This is a genomic window from Rhizobium giardinii bv. giardinii H152 (genome assembly GCF_000379605.1).
GTDB classification, from domain to species: Bacteria; Pseudomonadota; Alphaproteobacteria; order Rhizobiales; family Rhizobiaceae; genus Pararhizobium; species Pararhizobium giardinii.
Genome location: NZ_KB902578.1, coordinates 71,891 through 89,247, shown reverse-complemented (window position 1 = coordinate 89,247; position 17,357 = coordinate 71,891). Strand labels below are relative to the sequence as shown.

Here is a 17,357-nt window from a genome sequence, read left to right as displayed (position 1 = left end):
ACTCTGTTGCTGCGGAAATTGCACCGATCAAGGGACGCCGGCCGGAAACCTGATAAATTTAGTTGACAATTTCGTGAGGCCTTCGTGTCCTCATGCGATTGCGGCTTCGGCCGGCGGCCGCTAAGTTGCCGCCTCTGAACGCATTTACGGACCCTGACATGAGCGAAAAGCCCCGTATCACCATCCTCTATTGCACCCAATGCAACTGGCTGCTGCGCGCCGCCTGGATGGCCCAGGAACTGCTCTCCACCTTCGGCGACAGCCTCGGCGAAGTGGCGCTCATTCCCGGCACCGGCGGCAATTTTGAAATTCACGCCGGTGAGACATTGATCTGGGAGCGCAAGCGCGACGGCGGCTTTCCGGGACCGAAGGAGTTGAAGCAGCGGGTGCGCGACGTGATCGAACCGGAGCGTGACCTCGGCCATACGGACCGGTCCTGACGTCTTGACGATAGGCCTGCTTTTCTCTGTCTTCGGTGCCGCCTTCCTTTCCGCGACGCTGCTGATGGGCGTGTCCGAGGCGGCGCTGGTCTTTGCGGCCGCGCAGCCGGACGCCCGGCTCTTCCAGCTCTTTCTTGCGGCGACAGCAGGCAATGTGCTCGGCGCTGCCGTCAACTTCGCGCTCGGGCGTTCACTGCTGCGCTTCGAGGATCGCCGATGGTTTCCCGTCAGCCCGGCGAACCGGCGGAAGGCCGAGGCGCTCTTCGACCGCTATGGGCGACCCGTGCTGCTGTTTTCCTGGCTGCCGGTGATCGGCGATCCGCTGACGCTCGCAGCCGGGCTCATGCGAATGCCCTTCGCCGTCTTTCTCGTCTATGTGACGATCGGCAAGGCGGCGCGCTATGCCGTGCTGCTTTGGCTGTGGGGCGCCTTCGTCGGCTAACCTTTAAAAAAAAGCGGCGGGGAGAGCCCCGCTGCCGATCTGACGAGGGTGCACTCAGCGATAGGGCGAGTAGCAGATCTTGTAGACGCCACCGTAGCTCAGGAACCGGTTGGTTGCCGGATCGTAGGAGCGATACCGCTGCAGGCACCAGTTCACATGGTCGCTATAACCACGGCGGACGTAGCGATCGCGGTAATAGGGCCGCGGGGTGACATAGACGTCGACATTGGGCCGGTAGTAAGGCCGGTACGGGCGGTAGTTGTAGGGCCGATAATAGCGGGGGTCGCCATAATAAGGCCGGTGGTCACGATAATATCCGCCATAGTTACGACGGTAATACTGCACTTCCGTCGGTGGATCGATCTTCACGTCCGCAACCGCAAGCGGAATCGCTTGCGCGCAAGCCAAAGGTGTCACGATGGACGCGACGCTCACCGCGCAGCCAATAACGAAATTCCGAAATCCCGCCATTTGTTTCCTCATTTCTCCCAAAAGGGTTTGCTTCGGTTGGTGTCCCTGTTTCATATAACGGGCATTGTCCTTATTTTATTCGTGTTTCGCCCATTGTCCGACTGTAAATTCAGCATCTGTTGGCATCGAACCCCTTCATGGTAGAATGCCCCAATATTCCCTGTAGGTCACTCGCGCCGTTATCAAATCCTGTCAACCCGACGGAGAATGGATTGAGCTTGAAATTCGGAACCAGCGGCCTGCGCGGCCTCTCCATCGATCTGAACGGCCCTCCCGCGGCCATCTACGCAACCGCGTTTGCGCGCTACCTTCTCTCGTCCGGCCAAGCCAAACCCGGCGATCCGATCCTTCTCGGCCGGGATTTTCGCGATTCGAGCCCGTCTATCTCCGCCATCTGCGCCGGTGCGCTTTCCCGCGCCGGTCTCACCGTGCTTGATTGCGGCACGGTGCCGACGCCAGCGCTGGCGCTGTACGGCCTTGAAAAGGGCGCCGCCGGGCTGATGATCACCGGCTCCCATATCCCCGCCGACCGCAACGGCATCAAATTCTACCGGCCGGACGGCGAGATCGACAAGGCCGATGAACAAGCGATCGGCGCCGAGGCAGCCAAAGTGCGGGCCTCCCCCGTCGATGCCACGCCGGGAAGCGCGGAAGACCATTCGCAGCAGGCGATAGATCTCTTTCTTGCCCGCAACGCCACCATCCTGCCTGCGGGCGCGCTACATGGCCTGAAGGTCGGCGTCTACCAGCACAGCACGGTCGCCCGCGACCTCTTTGTCGATATCCTTTCCCGGTACGGCGCCGACGTCGTGCCGCTCGGCCGTTCCGAGACCTTCATCCCGGTCGATACCGAAGCCGTCTCTCCCGCGACGATCGACCTCCTCAAGGCCTGGACTGCGCAGCATGGCCTCGATGCCATCGTTTCGGCCGACGGCGACGGTGACCGCCCGCTCGTCAGCGACGAAACCGGTCAGCCACTGCGCGGCGACCTCATCGGACTGATTGCCGCCCAGTTTGTCGGCGCAGCGGTCGCCGTCACGCCCGTCACCTCCAATTCGGGCCTCGAGCGTCAGCCGGGCATCTCCATCCTGCGGACCCGCGTCGGCTCCCCCTTCGTCATCGACGGCATGATGCAGGCCATTCGCCAGGGTCAGACGGGCGTCGCCGGCTTCGAGGCCAATGGCGGCACGCTGACCGCCACGGATTTCACGCTCAAAGGCACTGTGTTCAAGGCGCTGCCGACGCGCGACAGTTTCCTGCCGGCGCTGGCCGTGCTCTCCCGTGCCGCACATGCCGGCAAGACCCTCTCGGCGCTTGCCGCAACCTATGCCCTGCCGGTGGCGCTGAGCGACCGCATCGAGAATTTTCCGCTGGAGACGAGCGGCGCGCTGATGGCCTATCTGCGCGCCGGCGGAGACAATCTCGCGCAATTCCTCGAGCCGATCGGCACACCGGACAGCGTCAGCGACATCGACGGATTGCGGGTCACGCTGACCGATGGCCGGGTCATCCACTTCCGTCCGTCCGGCAATGCGCCGGAGATGCGCTGCTATGTCGAGGCGGAAACCGCCGAGCAGGCTGAGGCGCTGCTCGAACAGGGCCTCGAGCGCATCCGCGCTTTCGCCCGGCAGCAGGGGTGACCGGGCCATCGGCTTGGACATGCAAATTCAATTCGGGCGAAAATCCTTGTAATCCAAGCCTTTGTTCGACTTTTCAGCAGGGTTTTCAAGAAAACTTCAAAAACCCTGTTGACACCACAGCGCGCGCCCCTTACATGCCGGTCCGTCGCCCAGATGGCGGAATTGGTAGACGCGCCAGCTTCAGGTGCTGGTACTCGCAAGGGTGTGGAGGTTCGAGTCCTCTTCTGGGCACCAAATTCCAAAAAAGCTCTGCAATCCCAAAAGGATGCAGAGCTTTTTGCTTTTTTGGCCCGACCTTCCGTTGACGGGCTCCGAGCCCAACAGACTTCGCTTGGTCTGGCGATCACTCGCCCAGCGGCGCCAGAAGACCGCCGCAAAACCGGGCGCTCAGCTTCCCCTCTTCAGTCTCACACGCCGTACATTGCCTTTTTGCCTCTAGCTCTCAGGTTGCTTCCATCTGCGGTAAATTAGTTAAATTCATTCGATTGACTGAAATTCCGAGACAGCGTATATTTACGCCATGTCTAAACTCGAAAACGATCAAAACACCTCGCCCTCCCGCCGCGACGCGACGCGTGAAAAGCTGCTTGCCGCCGCGCTCGACGTATTCGGCCGCTATGGCTTCGACGGCGCCTCGACACGGCGGCTGGCCGATGCGGCGGGTGTCAACCTGCAGGCCATTCCCTATTATTTTTCGGGCAAGGAAGGCCTCTACATCGCCACCGCCGACTATCTGACGGAGCTGATCAGCAATCATGTCGGCGACATGCGGCAGCGCGTCGGCGCGCGCATCGTCGCGCTCGACACAGCGGGCGAACCGATGTCGCCGGCAGAGGCCCGCGCCTTCCTCACCGAGATCGCCCAGACGATGATCGCGCTCTTCGTCAGCAAGAAATCCGAGTCCTGGGCACGCTTCATCATCCGCGAGCAAATGGAGCCCACCGAGGCCTTCACCCGCGTCTACCAGGGCATCATGCGGCCGATGATCGAGATCGCCCGGCAGCTGATCGGCACGATCCTCGATGACGACCCGGCATCCGAGCATGTGCGGCTGCGCGCCTTTGCCTTCATCGGCAGCATCCTCGTTTTCCGCATGGCGCATGCCGCCGTGCTCGCGCAGATGGAGTGGGAGACGGCCGGGCCGCAGGAGGTCGCAACCCTGCGCCATCTGGCCGCCGAACTCGTCGCGGCGCTTGAGCCCTTCAAAGGAGGCGCGGCATGAAAAGGATCATCGTCATTCTGCTGCTCGCCGTCGCCGGGGCGTCCGCCTGGTGGTTCGAGCTGCCCGCGAAACTCGGATGGGAGGCGGCGGAACGCCAGGACTTCGTGCTCTACGGCAATGTCGATATCCGCCAGGTCTCGCTCGGCTTCCGCGTCAACGGCCGCTTGTCGGAGGTCGCGGTCGACGAGGGCGATGCCGTCAAGAGCGGTGCGGTCCTCGCCAGGCTCGATGCCCGGCCCTACGACTACGCGGTGCGCTCGGCAGAAGCCAATGCGGCTGCCCTGCGCGCCACGCTCGACAAGCTGAAGGCCGGCCCCCGCCCGACCGAGATCGCCCAGACACGCGCCAACTACAATGCCAGCGTCGCCGAGCTGCGAAATGCCGAGCTCGAGCTCACCCGCGCTGAGCAGCTTCGTCCGCGCGGCACGATCTCGCAGTCGGCCTTCGACCAGGCGACCGCGGCGAAAGCGATGGCGGCGGCGCGCGCGGAGGCCGCCAGGCAGGCGCTCAACCTGATCGAGGAAGGCACCCGCGCCGAAGACATCGCCACCGCCGCCGCGCAGTTGCAGGCCGCCGAAGCGGCACTGGCCTCCGCCCGCACATCGCTGGAGGATACCGAGCTTCGCGCGCCGAACGACGGCGTCATCCTCTCGCGGGTGCGCGAAAACGGCGCCATCGTCGCGCCGGCGGACAGCGTCTTCGTCCTGTCGCTGACCGAGCCGGTCTGGGTGCGCACCTACGTCGCGGAGCCGGACCTCGGCCGCATCCATCCCGGCATGAAGGTGAAGGTGACGTCGGATACCCGCCCGAACGACGCCTATGTCGGCACGATCGGCTTCATTTCGCCGGTCGCCGAATTCACCCCGAAATCGGTGGAAACGGCGGAGCTGCGCACCGACCTCGTCTACCGCCTGCGCATCGTCATCGACAAGCCGGGTGCGGACCTGCGCCAGGGCATGCCGGTCACCGTCCGCCTTCCCTTGGGCGAGGCAGCGGGACGATGACCGAGGCTGCGGACAGGGCCGAACTGGTCCGGCTAGCGGACGTGACGAAGCGGTTCGGTGATGCTTCGCCGGCGCTCGATGCCGTGTCCGGCTCAATCCTCGGCGGCGAGATCACCGGGCTTGTCGGCCCCGACGGCGCCGGCAAGACGACGCTCATCCGGCTGATGACCGGCCTGATGCTGCCGGACAGCGGCAGCGTCTCCGTGCTTGGCTTTACCACCGCCAGGGACCCGGCGGCCATCCAGGCCGCCATCGGCTACATGCCGCAGCGCTTCGGGCTCTACGAAGACCTGTCGGTGCAGGAAAACCTTGATCTCTACGCCGACCTGCGCGGCCTGCCGAAGCATGAGCGGGCGGCGACCTTCGATGAACTCCTGACCTTCACCGATCTCAAGCGCTTCACCGGCCGGCTGGCCGGCAAGCTCTCCGGCGGCATGAAGCAGAAGCTGGGGCTTGCCTGCGCGCTTTTGAAGAAACCCCGCCTGCTCTTGCTCGACGAGCCCGGCGTCGGCGTCGATCCGATCTCGCGCCGCGATCTCTGGACGATGGTCGAAGACCTGACGAAGGAAGGCATCGGCGTCGTCTGGTCGACCGCCTATCTCGACGAGGCCGAAGTCTGTGACGGCGTGCTGCTGCTCAACCAGGGAAAACTTATGTTTGCCGGCAAGCCGGCGGACATGACCGCACGTGTCGAGGGCCGGGTGTTCCGGGTCTCCGGCGTCTCCGGCCGCAAGCGGCAGGTGCTGGCGAAGCTTTTGGACGAAGAGGGCATCATCGACGGCGTCATCCAGGGCGAGGCGTTGCGGATTGTCGCCGGGCAAGGCACCGAGCCGGCATTCCGATCCGCCGGAGACGGCGCAAAGGCTGCCCCTGCCCCGCCGCGCTTCGAGGATGCCTTCGTCGACATGCTCGGCGGCGGGCCGGGCGGCCGCTCCAGACTCGCCGAAGCGCAGCAGCCGCTGGCCGGGAAAGATGATCGTCCCGTCATCGAGGCGAAGGGGCTGACCAAACGCTTCGGCGACTTCACTGCCGCCGACGGCATCACCTTCGATATCCAGCGCGGCGAGATTTTCGGACTGCTCGGCCCGAACGGCGCCGGCAAATCCACCACCTTCAAGATGCTCTGCGGCCTGTTGAAACCGACCGCCGGCGAAGGCCGTGTCGCCGGCTTCGACCTGCGCCGCGACGCCGCCTCCGCCCGCAACCAGCTCGGCTACATGGCGCAGAAATTCTCGCTCTATGGCGATCTCAGCATCGCCCAGAACCTCGATTTCTTCGCCGGTGTCTATGGCCTTTCCGGCCAGCGCAAACGCGAGCGCATCCACCTGATGAACGAGATCTTCGATTTCGGCCGCCATGCCGCCCAGTCGTCCAAGGACCTGCCGCTCGGCCTGAAGCAGCGGCTGGCGCTCGCCTGCGCCGTCATGCACGAGCCGCGGGCGCTGTTCCTCGACGAACCCACCTCCGGCGTCGACCCGATCACCCGGCGCGAGTTCTGGACGCATATCAACGCACTGGTCGAAAAGGGCGTGACGGTGCTCGTCACCACCCATTTCATGGAGGAGGCCGAATATTGCGACCGGATTTCACTGATCTATCGCGGCCGCTCGATCGCGCTCGGCTCGCCGGATGAGCTGAAGACGCGCGTCGTCACCGACGACCAGCCCGATCCGACCATGGAGGACGCCTTCATTGCGCTCATCCGCCAGTCCGAAGCCGAAACGAGGCAAGCGGCATGAGCACCTCCCCGACCTCGGACAGGATCAGGCGCTTTGCGGCTCTCGTGCGCAAGGAGAGCTACCAGGCCGTGCGCGACCCCAGCACCACGCTGATCGCCTTCGTGCTGCCCTTGATCCTGCTCTTCCTGTTCGGCTATGGCGTCTCGCTCGACACCACCCGCACCCGCGTCGGCCTTGTCATGGAGGAGACCACGCCGCTTACCCAGAGCCTCGCTGCAAGCTTCCAGGCCTCGCGCTATTTCGCCGTTGCCACCAACCGCGACCGGCGTGTTTTCGAGGAGGACCTGGTCAACGGCCGCATTCGCGGCATTCTCGTCATCCCCGCCAGCTTCACCACCGACTACGCCGCCGGCAACCACCCGCAGGTGCAGGTGATCGTCGACGGCTCCGAGCCGAACACCGCGAATTTCGTCCAGAACTATGCGCAGGGCGCCGTCGCCAATTGGGAGCGCCAGCGGCAGGCGCTGATGGCGGAGGGTGCCCCGGCGATCTCGATCGAACAGCGGTTCTGGTTCAATCCGGAGCTCACCAGCCGCTATTTCCTCGTCCCCGGCTCGATCGCCATCGTCATGACGCTGGTCGGCACGCTTCTGACCTCGCTGGTGGTCGCCCGCGAATGGGAGCGCGGCACGATGGAGGCGATGATGGCGACGCCGGTGACGGCGGTCGAACTCCTGATCGGCAAGATCTTTCCCTATTTCCTGCTCGGCCTTGCGGCGATGACGCTCTGCGTGCTGCTCGCCGTCTTCCTGTTCGGCGTGCCCTTCCGCGGCTCGGTCGTTGCGCTCTACGCGCTGTCGGCGACCTTCCTCGTTCCGGCCCTCGGCCAGGGGCTTTTGATCTCCGCGGCAACCAAGAACCAGTTCCTCGCCTCGCAACTGGCGCTGATCACCGCCTTCCTGCCCGCCTTCCTGCTCTCCGGCTTTCTGTTCGAGATCAATTCCATGCCCACCGTCATCCAGTGGATCACCTTCATCGTGCCGGCGCGCTACCTGATCCCGAGCCTGCAGACCGTGTTCCTTGCCGGCGATATCTGGCCGATGTTTCTGCATTCGATCGCCGTCATGCTGACGATCGGCGCGGTGTTCTTCCTGGCTGCCGCCCGCAGCACTAGAAAGAGGATCGGCTGATGTGGTGGACGCGGCTTCGAGCCCTGATCGTTAAGGAACTGCTGGCGGTGCTGCGCGACCCGAAGGGCCGCGCCATCCTGATCGGCCCGCCCCTGATCCAGCTCCTCGTCTTCTCCTATGCAGCGACGCTCGAGGTGCGCAATGTCGACGTGATGATCCTCAATCGCGACTCAGGCCATTGGGGACAGAAACTGGTCGAGCGCATCGACGGTTCGCCAACCTTCCGGAAGATCGTGATCGCGGCCAATCCGCAACAGGTCCGCGAGGCGATCGACGGCCAGGATGTCATTGCCGCCGTCGAGATCGGCCCGGATTTCTCCCGCGGCATCGAGGCGGGAACCCCGGTCGACCTGCAGATCATCCTCGACGGACGCCGCTCCAACGCCTCGCAGATCGTCTCCGGCTACCTGACCCAGATCGCCGGCGGACTCGCGGCCGAAACGCCGGCCGGCAAACGGTCGGCCGGCCGCTCGATCTCGACCATTCCCCGCAACTGGTTCAACCCGAACCTCACCTATCAGTGGTTCATGGTGCCGAACCTGATTGCCAGCATCGCGCTTCTGATCGGGCTGATCGTCACCGCTTTGTCGATCGCCCGCGAGCGCGAACTCGGCACGTTCGACCAGTTGATGGTGTCGCCGCTTAGGGTGCATGAGATTCTGATCGGCAAGCTCCTGCCGCCGATGATGATCGGTCTGTTTCACATCACCCTCTATATCCTGGCGGCGCTCTTCATCTTCGGCCTCCCGCTGCGCGGATCGCTGTTCCTGCTCTATGGCAGCGGCATCTTCTATCTTGCCTCGGTGGTCGGCATCGGGCTGTTCATCTCGGCGCTGTCGATGACGCAGCAGCAGGCGATCCTCGGCGCGTTCCTGTTCATGGTGCCGGCCATGCTGCTCTCCGGCTTTGCGACGCCGATCGAGAACATGCCGGACTGGCTGCAGCCGGTGACGCTGGTCAACCCGCTGCGCTACTTCCTGATCATCGTGAAGGGCGTCTTCCTCAAGGATATCGGCCTTGCCGAGGTCGTGCACCAGACCATCCCGCTCTGCCTGATCGCCGCCGTCACCTTGAGCGCCGCCGCCTGGCTTTTCCGCAGACGGCTGGAATAATGCTGCTTCTAAAGTTGTAAAATGAATATTACGAACTACTTGCGTAAGCCATTGTTTTTTCACTGCACTTCGATGCCTCTCCAGCGCATAACCGGCTTGTGGAGACCCGGTTATTGTTTTGGAAACCACAACCCATGATAAATACTGCCGCTCCCTTCTTTGTCGCCGCCCATACAGGTAACCGTATACATCGTGAGCGCATCGCTCGTTTTACGGGTATCTAATTTATGAAAATCGCATTTCAGGTCGTGACCGGCCTTTTGTTTCTTTTCATCGTTTCCGTCTGGCTGGGTGGATTGCGGGTCGCGGTCGTGCCTGCGTCTTCCCTGTTGATGTACCCGGCGACCGCTGTGGTCGCCGATGGATACGCCTATCGCATGATCGACAGCCCCCAGGCGATGTGCGGCAGGCAGACCTATCCCGCCACGGATTGCGAGCAGGTCGCCATCCGCAAACTGTCGAGGGACGCGCTCGTCAAGCTCCCCTTCAACCGCTGGCTCTACGAATTCACCGACCCGGAACGGCCGGCGAGAGGCAATCTGTTCGGCGAAGCGACCTTGAGAAAATCGATCTGAGCGGGCGACGCAGGAACCGCGATCGAAAGGCGTCGCACCCGGCGGGGCACGGCCAATTTTCCCGTCAATCCGCGATCCGGTAGGGAAGCGGGCCGCGCACCGTGTGATCGACGATGAGCTTGCGCTTCAGCGGCGGCACGGCGCGGCTGGTGCACTTCGTGCGTTCACAGATGCGGCAGGAAATGCCGATCGGATCGAATGCGGCGCGATTGCTCATGTCCAGCCCGTCGGCATAGATGAAACTGTGCGCATCGGAAATCTCGCAGCCGAGCGCGATCGCATAGCTCGGCCTCGGCGTGCCGAAACTGCCGCTGCCCTTCGTCACCTGCGTCGCCAGACAGAGGTAGCGCATGCCATCGGGCGTTTCCGCCAGCTGACGGATCATCCGCCCCGGTGTCTCGAAAGCCTGGTGCACGTTCCAGAGCGGGCAGGCGGCGCCGAAACGGGCGAACTGCAGCTTGGCAGCGCTGTGCCGCTTGGTGATGTTGCCGGCGCGGTCGATGCGGGCAAAGAAGATCGGGATGCCCTTTGCGCCCGGCCGCTGCAGCGTCGAGAGCCTGTGACAGACCTGTTCCAGCGAGGCGCCGAAACGCGCCGCCAGCAGTTCGAGGTCGTGGCGCAGGTCGCGCGCCGCGACGAGAAAGGACTGATAGGGCAGAAGCAATGCGCCGGCGAAATAGTTCTGCAGGCCGATGCGACAGATCTCGTAGGCTTCCTCGGTGCGGAAGCCGGCAGCGGCCGCCACCGCGTCGATCTCCTTGCCGGCATGCAACTGGGCGATCTGCAAGGCGATCTGGAAATCGCGCGTCGGCGCCGGAGCATAGGGGTTGAGCGTCAGGATGCGCGACTTCGGATCATAGCGGCGCAGCTCGTCGCTGTCGGGCGCGCCGCGCACGATCCGCACGCCATGCTGCCGCTCGATATAGGCCGACATCAGCCCGTGGCTGTCGCCTTCGCCGATCCCGAGCGCCTGCGCCAGCCGCTCTGCCCATACGTCGATGTCGTTTATGTAATTGTCGACGAAGTGGAAGAAATCCCGCACCTCCTCATAGGGCGTCGTCTCCGTCAGCGCCGCCCCGCGTGCATCGTCGAAGCTCGCAAGCTGCTCGCTGTTGCGGCGATAGGCCTGATGGACCGCGATCAGCGCGTGGGCGAGACCCGGCGCGTTCTGCGTCACCAGCTTCAGTTCCTGGAGGCTCGGCGTATAGGTCTCGAACAGCGGGTCCGAGAGCGCCTCCGAAAGCGCCGACAGCAGCCGGTCACCTTCACCGGAGGAAAGATCGCCGATGCTGATCTGGAACTTCTCTGCCAGCGCCAGCAGCACGGAAGCGGAAACCGGCCGCTGATTGTTCTCGATCTGGTTAAGATAGCTGGTCGAGATGCCGATGCGTTCGGCAAATTGCGCCTGGGTCGTGCGGCTCGCTTCGCGCAGCGCCCGCACCTTCCGGCCGATGAAAAGTTTTCCGATTGCCATTTTCGCAAATTCGCAATTTACAATTTTCAAATTTGTATATTCTGCATTTGCACATGATCCAAGGTTTTTTTTCGATGCTTTGCCGGCTATTGCGGGAGCAGGAAAACCGGTCAAAATAGCCGCGAACACGGCAGCCGGAGAAGCCGGGCACGAGGGGGAACACGCAATGCGCGCCATTCTTGCGGAAGTGGAGTCACGTCGCGCCGAGGCAAGGCTCGGTGGCGGCCAGAAGCGTATCGACGCGCAGCATGCCAAGGGCAAGCTGACGGCGCGTGAGCGCATCGAGGTGCTGCTCGACGAAGGCTCGTTCGAAGAATACGACATGTACGTCACCCACCGTGCCGTCGATTTCGGCATGGCCGAGCAGAAGGTTGCAGGCGACGGCGTCGTCACCGGCTGGGGCACGATCAACGGCCGCCAAGCTTACGTCTTCTCTCAAGATTTCACCGTGCTCGGCGGTTCGCTGTCGGAAACCCACGCGCAAAAAATCTGCAAGATCATGGATATGGCGGTCAGGAACGGCGCGCCGGTGATCGGCCTCAACGATTCGGGCGGCGCCCGCATCCAGGAGGGCGTCGCCTCGCTTGCCGGCTATGCCGAGGTCTTCCGCCGCAATGCCGAGGCCTCCGGCGTCATCCCGCAGATTTCCGTGATCATGGGGCCTTGCGCCGGCGGCGCCGTCTATTCGCCTGCCATGACCGACTTCATCTTCATGGTGCGCGATACATCCTACATGTTCGTCACCGGCCCCGACGTGGTGAAGACCGTCACCAACGAGATCGTCACGGCCGAAGAACTCGGCGGCGCCGGCACCCATACGAGAAAATCCTCCGTCGCCGATGCGGCCTACGAGAACGACATCGAGACGTTGGAGCAGGTGCGCCTGCTGTTCGATTTCCTGCCGCTCAACAACCGCGACAAGCCGCCGATGCGTCCGTTCCACGACGACCCGGCCCGCATCGAGAACCGTCTCGACACGCTGATCCCGGACTCATCCGCCAAGCCCTACGACATGAGCGAGGTGATCCATGCGATCGCCGACGAAGGCGATTTCTTCGAACTGCAGGAAGCCTTCGCCAAGAACATCATCACCGGCTTTATCCGGCTCGAGGGTGAGACCGTCGGCGTCGTCGCCAACCAGCCGATGGTGCTGGCCGGCTGCCTCGACATCGACTCCTCGCGCAAGGCCGCCCGTTTCGTCCGCTTCTGCGACGCCTTCTCGATCCCGATCCTGACGCTGGTCGACGTTCCCGGCTTCCTCCCCGGCGTGGCGCAGGAATATGGCGGCGTCATCAAGCACGGCGCCAAGCTGCTCTTTGCCTATTCGCAGGCGACCGTGCCGATGGTGACTCTGATCACCCGAAAAGCCTATGGCGGCGCCTATGACGTCATGGCCTCCAAGCACATCGGCGCCGACGTCAACTATGCCTGGCCGACCGCCGAGATCGCCGTGATGGGTGCGAAGGGCGCCACCGAGATCCTCTACCGCTCCGAACTCGACGACCCGCAAAAGATCGCCGCCCGCACCGCGGAATACGAGACCCGCTTCGCCAACCCCTTCGTCGCCGCCGAGCGCGGCTTCATCGACGAGGTGATCATGCCGCACTCGTCGCGCCGCCGCATCGCCCGCGCCTTCGCCTCGCTCAGGAACAAGCGCAAGGAGCAACTGTGGCGCAAGCACGACACGATCCCGTTGTAGCCCTTCACATGGACAAACCACAGTCGCCATCCTCGGGCTTGACCCGAGGATCCACAGCGCCAAACTCATTGCCCTGGGCATGGATCCCGGGGGCAAGCCCGAGGACGACGGAGAAACAAAATACGCCTCGGGGGAAAGTGACTGTCTGCACTGGCGAAATATTGCCCGCTTCCCATATGGGCTATGCGCCTCCTTGCGCGCATGTGTCACCAACAAGGACAGTTTCATGACGGAAAAATCCCCTGCCGATAACTTCCCCGCCGGCTACGAAGTCCCCAAGGTCTGGACCTGGGACAAAACCAATGGCGGCGAGTTCGCCAGTATCAACCGCCCCATCGCCGGCCCGACGCATGACAGGGAACTGCCGGTCGGCAAGCATCCGTTGCAGCTCTATTCGCTGGGGACGCCGAACGGCGTCAAGGTCACCATCATGCTGGAGGAGCTTCTGGCTCTCGGCCACAAGGGCGCGGAATACGACGCCTGGCTGATCAGGATCGGCGATGGCGACCAGTTCGGCTCCGGCTTCGTCGACGTCAACCCGAACTCGAAGATCCCGGCCCTGATGGACCGTTCGACGCCGGAGCCGACCCGCGTCTTCGAAAGTGGCTCGATCCTGCTTTATCTGGCCAACAAATTCGATGCCTTCCTGCCGAAGGACCACAAGGCCCGCACCGAGGCGTTGAACTGGCTGTTCTGGCAGATGGGATCGGCGCCCTATCTCGGTGGCGGCTTCGGTCATTTCTATGCCTATGCGCCGATGCAAATCCAATATGCGATCGATCGCTTTGCCATGGAAGTGAAGCGCCAGCTCGACGTGCTCGACCGGCACCTCGCCGACAACCGCTACATGGCGGGCTCGGAATACTCCATTGCCGACATCGCCATCTGGCCGTGGTACGGCAATCTGGCGCTGGGCAAGCAGTATGGCGATTCCGGCACCTTCCTCGACGTTCAGAGCTACAGGCACGTCCAGCGCTGGACCGCTGAAATCGCCAAGCGCCCCGCCGTGAAGCGCGGCCGCATGGTCAACCGCCTGTCCGGCGAGCCATCCGAGCAGCTGCACGAGCGCCACGACGCCTCCGACTTCGAGACGAAGACGCAGGACAAGATCGGCCAGGACCAGACGGTCAGGGCCTGAAGGAGACAAGCATGCCCAAACGGCCCGACATGACCAAGCATCGAGGCTTTCCCTCCGGCATGCCGGGCCACGGCCATCATTTCACCATCCGGCGGGCGAACGAGAAGGGGGTAACGCCGCTCAAGGCGTTGCAGCGCCTCGCTCGCCCGAACACGATCGAACACAAGGTGGATGCAGCCTTCCTGCATGCGCTCTGGCACCATTTCGGCGCCGAACCGTTCGAACGGGGCAATCTCGATGCCGGAAGGCTCAACCTCCTGTTCGGCCGCGAGGTGGTGCCGGCCGAGGAGCCCTTCGATCCGGCGTCCTACGAAGCGCTGCTGCGGATCGACGAGCGGGTTGCCCGCAGGAATTTCCCGGAAGCCTTTGACCACAGTGATGGAGGTGTGAAGCCGTGATACGGAAATTCGTTTTAAGCATCCTCGCCGCTCACCCCCCTCTGTCACTTGGTGACATCTCCCCCTCAAGCGGGGAGGTCATTCCTTTCCCCCACTCGCTCACGCCAAACAGACTGTTTGCCTTGGAGACACCAAGCGCGCTTGCTGCGATCTCCCACTGGGCAGAGGGGGGTATGCTGCCCGGCAAAAGCCTGCCGAGGGAAAAACGACACACCTGCGAAACGGCGGCCTGAATGTTCAAGAAAATCCTCATCGCCAACCGCGGCGAAATCGCCTGCCGGGTCATCAAATCAGCCAAAAAGCTCGGCATCGCCACCGTCGCCGTCTATTCGGACGCCGATGCCGACGCGCTGCATGTGCGACTGGCCGACGAGGCCGTGCATATCGGTCCGGCGCCATCCAGCCAGTCCTACATCGTCATCGACAGGATCCTCGAGGCGATCGGCAAGACCGGCGCCGATGCGGTGCATCCGGGTTACGGCTTCCTGTCGGAAAATGCCGCCTTCGCCGAGGCGCTGGAGAAGGCGGGTATCGCCTTCATCGGCCCGCCGGTCGGCGCGATTTCAGCGATGGGCGACAAGATCACCTCGAAGAAGCTGGCGGCGGAGGCCGGTGTTTCCACCGTGCCCGGCCATATGGGCCTGATCGAGGATGCCGACGAAGCGGTGAAGATCGCCAGCGGCATCGGCTATCCGGTGATGATCAAGGCCTCGGCCGGCGGCGGCGGCAAGGGCATGCGCATTGCCTGGAACGACGCGGAAGCCCGCGAGGGTTTCCAGGCCTCGAAGAACGAGGCAAAAAATTCCTTCGGCGACGATCGCATCTTCATCGAGAAATTCGTCACCCAGCCGCGCCATATCGAAATACAGGTGCTCGGCGACACGCACGGCACCGTGCTCTATCTCGGCGAACGCGAATGCTCGATCCAGCGGCGAAACCAGAAGGTCATCGAGGAAGCCCCCTCGCCTTTCCTTGACGAGGCCACCCGCCGCGCCATGGGCGAGCAGGCCGTCGCCCTTGCGAAAGCCGTCGGTTACCATTCGGCGGGCACCGTCGAGTTCATCGTCGACGGCGCGCGCAATTTCTACTTCCTCGAAATGAACACCCGCCTGCAGGTCGAGCATCCGGTGACCGAGCTGATTACCGGCATCGACCTGGTCGAGCAGATGATCCGCGTCGCCGCCGGCGAAAAGCTCGCCTTCTCCCAGAAGGACGTTCGTCTGAGCGGCTGGGCGATCGAAAGCCGGCTCTATGCCGAGGACCCCTACCGCAACTTCCTGCCCTCGATCGGTCGCCTGTCGCGCTACCGGCCGCCGCAGGAAGGTGTGCGGCCGGATGGCATTGTCATTCGCAACGATACCGGCGTCTTCGAAGGCGGCGAGATCTCGATGTATTACGACCCGATGGTCGCCAAGCTCTGCACCTGGGCGCCGGACCGCCTGGCGGCCATCGATGCGATGAGCGCCGCGCTCGATGATTTCGAGGTCGAGGGCATCGGCCATAACCTGCCGTTCCTGTCGGCCGTCATGCAGCACGACCGGTTTCGTTCCGGCCAGATCACCACCGCCTTCATCGCCGAGGAATTCCCGGACGGCTTCCACGGCGTCGAACCCGATCCGGCATCGGCCCGCAAGCTGGCGGCCGTCGCAACGCTGATCCATCAGGCCCTGCAGAACCGCGCGGCGCAGATCTCCGGCACGATCGGCAATCACCGCCGGGTGATCGGCAAGGACTGGGTCGTCAGCTTCGGCGGCCAGGAACATGCCGTGACGCTCGACGCCACCGCCGACGGCGCCTATGTGCAGATAGCTGATGGAGCGGCTTTCGCGATCGCCGGCGACTGGATGCCCGGCCGCAGCCATGCCACCTTCAATGTCGAGGGCACGGCGATGGGCGTGAAGATCGACCTGTCCGGCACCGCCATCCGCCTGCGCTGGCGCGGCATGGACGTCACCGCCCATGTGATGAGCCCACGCGTTGCCGAGCTTGCCCGGCTGATGCCGAAAAAGCTGCCGCCCGATACGTCGAAGATGCTGCTCTGCCCGATGCCCGGCGTCGTCACCGCGCTTGCCGTTGCCGCTGGCGACACGGTCGAGGCCGGCCAGGCGCTCGCCACCGTCGAAGCGATGAAGATGGAAAACACCCTGCGCGCCGAACGCCGCGGCGTGGTGAAACATGTCGCTGTTTCGGCCGGCACGAGCCTCGCGGTGGATGAACTGATCATGGAGTTCGAGTAGACGCCGAGAAATCCCCTCACCTGCAATTTCCAGCACTTGAGCGAAGCTAAGGTGTTGAAATTGCTTTCTCTCCCACAAGGGGAGAGGTAGGATGCGGACAGTGCAGCGCTCTACCTCTCCCCTTGTGGGAGAGGATACAAAATCAAGACCTTGGCTTCGCTCAGTCTTAGATTTTGTTGGTGAGGACGACGTTTCTACGCTCCCTGTGATAAAACAAGGACTTCAGAGAATTCGAATGGCTTTTTATCCCCGCCTGGAGCATCTGTGTCATCCTCTTTCCGTCCCGCCGTCGGATACACTGCCAGCCGTGGCAGCGAGCGGGACCGGCGCCGGGTTCGGGGAAAGGACGGAAGTCCTCGGAATCGGGGTTCGCGAGAAGGTTCCCCTCCGCAGGCCGATGCTGCTGCTGCGGGCGTGTAATCGCACAGAGGGCCGAAAGGCCGTAGCGGAACGAGTTTGCGGGCAAAAACCGCCGAACGGGGCGCCGGAAGGTGTCATCTATTCTACTCTCTCGAGGCAGCTTCCAGCGCCCCGTCCGAGTTTCATTGCAGCAAAACCACGGCGAGTGCTCGCGCGTGGCCGAAGGCCGTTGCGGCAGACTTTTACCTGCCCCTTGAGGGGGGAGGTCGCCGCAAA

15 protein-coding genes and 1 tRNA gene are annotated in these 17,357 nt (G+C 63.4%); 14 read left to right on the top strand and 2 right to left on the bottom strand.

The genetic code is table 11. From position 1 onward, the window contains the following. Positions 1 to 158: 158 nt before the first annotated feature. A complete protein-coding gene (locus tag A3AY_RS0100455) occupies positions 159 to 440 on the top strand; it encodes an Rdx family protein (RefSeq protein ID WP_018323696.1) in 282 nt (93 codons plus the stop codon). Next, positions 412 to 882, top strand: coding sequence for a YqaA family protein (locus tag A3AY_RS0100450; protein ID WP_245275868.1), 471 nt, complete (start codon positions 412 to 414; stop codon positions 880 to 882). The genes A3AY_RS0100455 and A3AY_RS0100450 overlap by 29 nt, the downstream gene beginning before the upstream one ends. 54 nt (positions 883 to 936) lie before the next feature. Here the strand turns inward: A3AY_RS0100450 and A3AY_RS0100445 are convergent, their stop codons facing one another. After that, positions 937 to 1,353, bottom strand: coding sequence for a BA14K family protein (locus tag A3AY_RS0100445; RefSeq protein ID WP_018323694.1), 417 nt, complete (start codon positions 1,351 to 1,353; stop codon positions 937 to 939). 212 nt (positions 1,354 to 1,565) lie between these two features. Here A3AY_RS0100445 and A3AY_RS0100440 point away from each other — a divergent pair, with 212 nt between their 5' ends. The 8 genes from A3AY_RS0100440 (at position 1,566) to A3AY_RS0100405 (ending at position 9,775) form a co-directional block, all read left to right on the top strand. Then, the gene (locus A3AY_RS0100440; protein ID WP_018323693.1) at positions 1,566 to 2,993 is read left to right on the top strand and encodes a phosphomannomutase; all 1,428 of its coding nucleotides are present in this window, start codon (positions 1,566 to 1,568) and stop codon (positions 2,991 to 2,993) included. 147 nt (positions 2,994 to 3,140) lie between these two features. Then, a tRNA-Leu gene (locus A3AY_RS0100435) sits at positions 3,141 to 3,227 on the top strand. 286 nt (positions 3,228 to 3,513) lie between these two features. Beyond that, entirely contained in the window at positions 3,514 to 4,215 is a 702-nt protein-coding gene (locus A3AY_RS0100430) for a CerR family C-terminal domain-containing protein (RefSeq protein WP_018323692.1), read from the top strand. Then, positions 4,212 to 5,219, top strand: a complete 1,008-nt coding sequence (hlyD, locus tag A3AY_RS0100425) for a secretion protein HlyD (protein ID WP_018323691.1) — start codon at positions 4,212 to 4,214, stop codon at positions 5,217 to 5,219. Before A3AY_RS0100430 ends, hlyD begins: the two co-directional genes overlap by 4 nt. Beyond that, the gene (locus A3AY_RS0100420; RefSeq protein WP_018323690.1) at positions 5,216 to 6,958 is read left to right on the top strand and encodes an ATP-binding cassette domain-containing protein; all 1,743 of its coding nucleotides are present in this window, start codon (positions 5,216 to 5,218) and stop codon (positions 6,956 to 6,958) included. Before hlyD ends, A3AY_RS0100420 begins: the two co-directional genes overlap by 4 nt. Then, positions 6,955 to 8,088, top strand: coding sequence for an ABC transporter permease (locus tag A3AY_RS0100415; RefSeq protein WP_018323689.1), 1,134 nt, complete (start codon positions 6,955 to 6,957; stop codon positions 8,086 to 8,088). The genes A3AY_RS0100420 and A3AY_RS0100415 overlap by 4 nt, the downstream gene beginning before the upstream one ends. Then, on the top strand, positions 8,088 to 9,200 hold the full coding sequence (locus A3AY_RS0100410; protein ID WP_018323688.1) for an ABC transporter permease: 1,113 nt from the start codon (positions 8,088 to 8,090) through the stop codon (positions 9,198 to 9,200). Before A3AY_RS0100415 ends, A3AY_RS0100410 begins: the two co-directional genes overlap by 1 nt. Before the next feature lie 227 nt (positions 9,201 to 9,427). Further along, entirely contained in the window at positions 9,428 to 9,775 is a 348-nt protein-coding gene (locus tag A3AY_RS0100405; RefSeq protein ID WP_018323687.1) for a hypothetical protein, read from the top strand. 64 nt (positions 9,776 to 9,839) lie between these two features. Here the strand turns inward: A3AY_RS0100405 and A3AY_RS0100400 are convergent, their stop codons facing one another. Then, the gene (locus tag A3AY_RS0100400; protein WP_018323686.1) at positions 9,840 to 11,249 is read right to left on the bottom strand and encodes a helix-turn-helix domain-containing protein; all 1,410 of its coding nucleotides are present in this window, start codon (positions 11,247 to 11,249) and stop codon (positions 9,840 to 9,842) included. Positions 11,250 to 11,415: 166 nt separating this feature from the next. On the opposite strand from A3AY_RS0100400, the gene A3AY_RS0100395 reads away from it, so the two are divergent. From A3AY_RS0100395 to A3AY_RS0100380, 4 genes are all read left to right on the top strand, one after another. Further along, complete coding sequence (locus tag A3AY_RS0100395; RefSeq protein ID WP_018323685.1) at positions 11,416 to 12,948, top strand: acyl-CoA carboxylase subunit beta; 1,533 nt, start codon at positions 11,416 to 11,418, stop codon at positions 12,946 to 12,948. A gap of 226 nt (positions 12,949 to 13,174) precedes the next feature. After that, positions 13,175 to 14,086, top strand: a complete 912-nt coding sequence (gene yghU / locus A3AY_RS0100390) for a glutathione-dependent disulfide-bond oxidoreductase (protein WP_040668013.1) — start codon at positions 13,175 to 13,177, stop codon at positions 14,084 to 14,086. Between the two features lie 11 nt (positions 14,087 to 14,097). Then, positions 14,098 to 14,484, top strand: a complete 387-nt coding sequence (locus tag A3AY_RS0100385) for a hypothetical protein (protein ID WP_018323683.1) — start codon at positions 14,098 to 14,100, stop codon at positions 14,482 to 14,484. 233 nt (positions 14,485 to 14,717) lie between these two features. Continuing rightward, entirely contained in the window at positions 14,718 to 16,721 is a 2,004-nt protein-coding gene (locus A3AY_RS0100380) for an acetyl-CoA carboxylase biotin carboxylase subunit (RefSeq protein ID WP_018323682.1), read from the top strand. The last annotated feature ends 636 nt before the right edge of the window (positions 16,722 to 17,357 follow it).

What these genes read in the sequence shown, in the direction of transcription:
- A3AY_RS0100410 (WP_018323688.1), top strand. Translation starts at nt 8,088, where the DNA reads ATGTGGTGGACGCGGCTTCGAGCCCTGATCGTTAAGGAACTGCTGGCG.
- A3AY_RS0100385 (WP_018323683.1), top strand. Translation starts at nt 14,098, where the DNA reads ATGCCCAAACGGCCCGACATGACCAAGCATCGAGGCTTTCCCTCCGGC.
- A3AY_RS0100400 (WP_018323686.1), bottom strand. Translation starts at nt 11,249, where the DNA reads ATGGCAATCGGAAAACTTTTCATCGGCCGGAAGGTGCGGGCGCTGCGC.
- A3AY_RS0100430 (WP_018323692.1), top strand. Translation starts at nt 3,514, where the DNA reads ATGTCTAAACTCGAAAACGATCAAAACACCTCGCCCTCCCGCCGCGAC.
- A3AY_RS0100415 (WP_018323689.1), top strand. Translation starts at nt 6,955, where the DNA reads ATGAGCACCTCCCCGACCTCGGACAGGATCAGGCGCTTTGCGGCTCTC.
- A3AY_RS0100445 (WP_018323694.1), bottom strand. Translation starts at nt 1,353, where the DNA reads ATGGCGGGATTTCGGAATTTCGTTATTGGCTGCGCGGTGAGCGTCGCG.
- A3AY_RS0100405 (WP_018323687.1), top strand. Translation starts at nt 9,428, where the DNA reads ATGAAAATCGCATTTCAGGTCGTGACCGGCCTTTTGTTTCTTTTCATC.
- A3AY_RS0100420 (WP_018323690.1), top strand. Translation starts at nt 5,216, where the DNA reads ATGACCGAGGCTGCGGACAGGGCCGAACTGGTCCGGCTAGCGGACGTG.
- yghU (WP_040668013.1), top strand. Translation starts at nt 13,175, where the DNA reads ATGACGGAAAAATCCCCTGCCGATAACTTCCCCGCCGGCTACGAAGTC.
- A3AY_RS0100455 (WP_018323696.1), top strand. Translation starts at nt 159, where the DNA reads ATGAGCGAAAAGCCCCGTATCACCATCCTCTATTGCACCCAATGCAAC.
- A3AY_RS0100395 (WP_018323685.1), top strand. Translation starts at nt 11,416, where the DNA reads ATGCGCGCCATTCTTGCGGAAGTGGAGTCACGTCGCGCCGAGGCAAGG.
- hlyD (WP_018323691.1), top strand. Translation starts at nt 4,212, where the DNA reads ATGAAAAGGATCATCGTCATTCTGCTGCTCGCCGTCGCCGGGGCGTCC.
- A3AY_RS0100380 (WP_018323682.1), top strand. Translation starts at nt 14,718, where the DNA reads ATGTTCAAGAAAATCCTCATCGCCAACCGCGGCGAAATCGCCTGCCGG.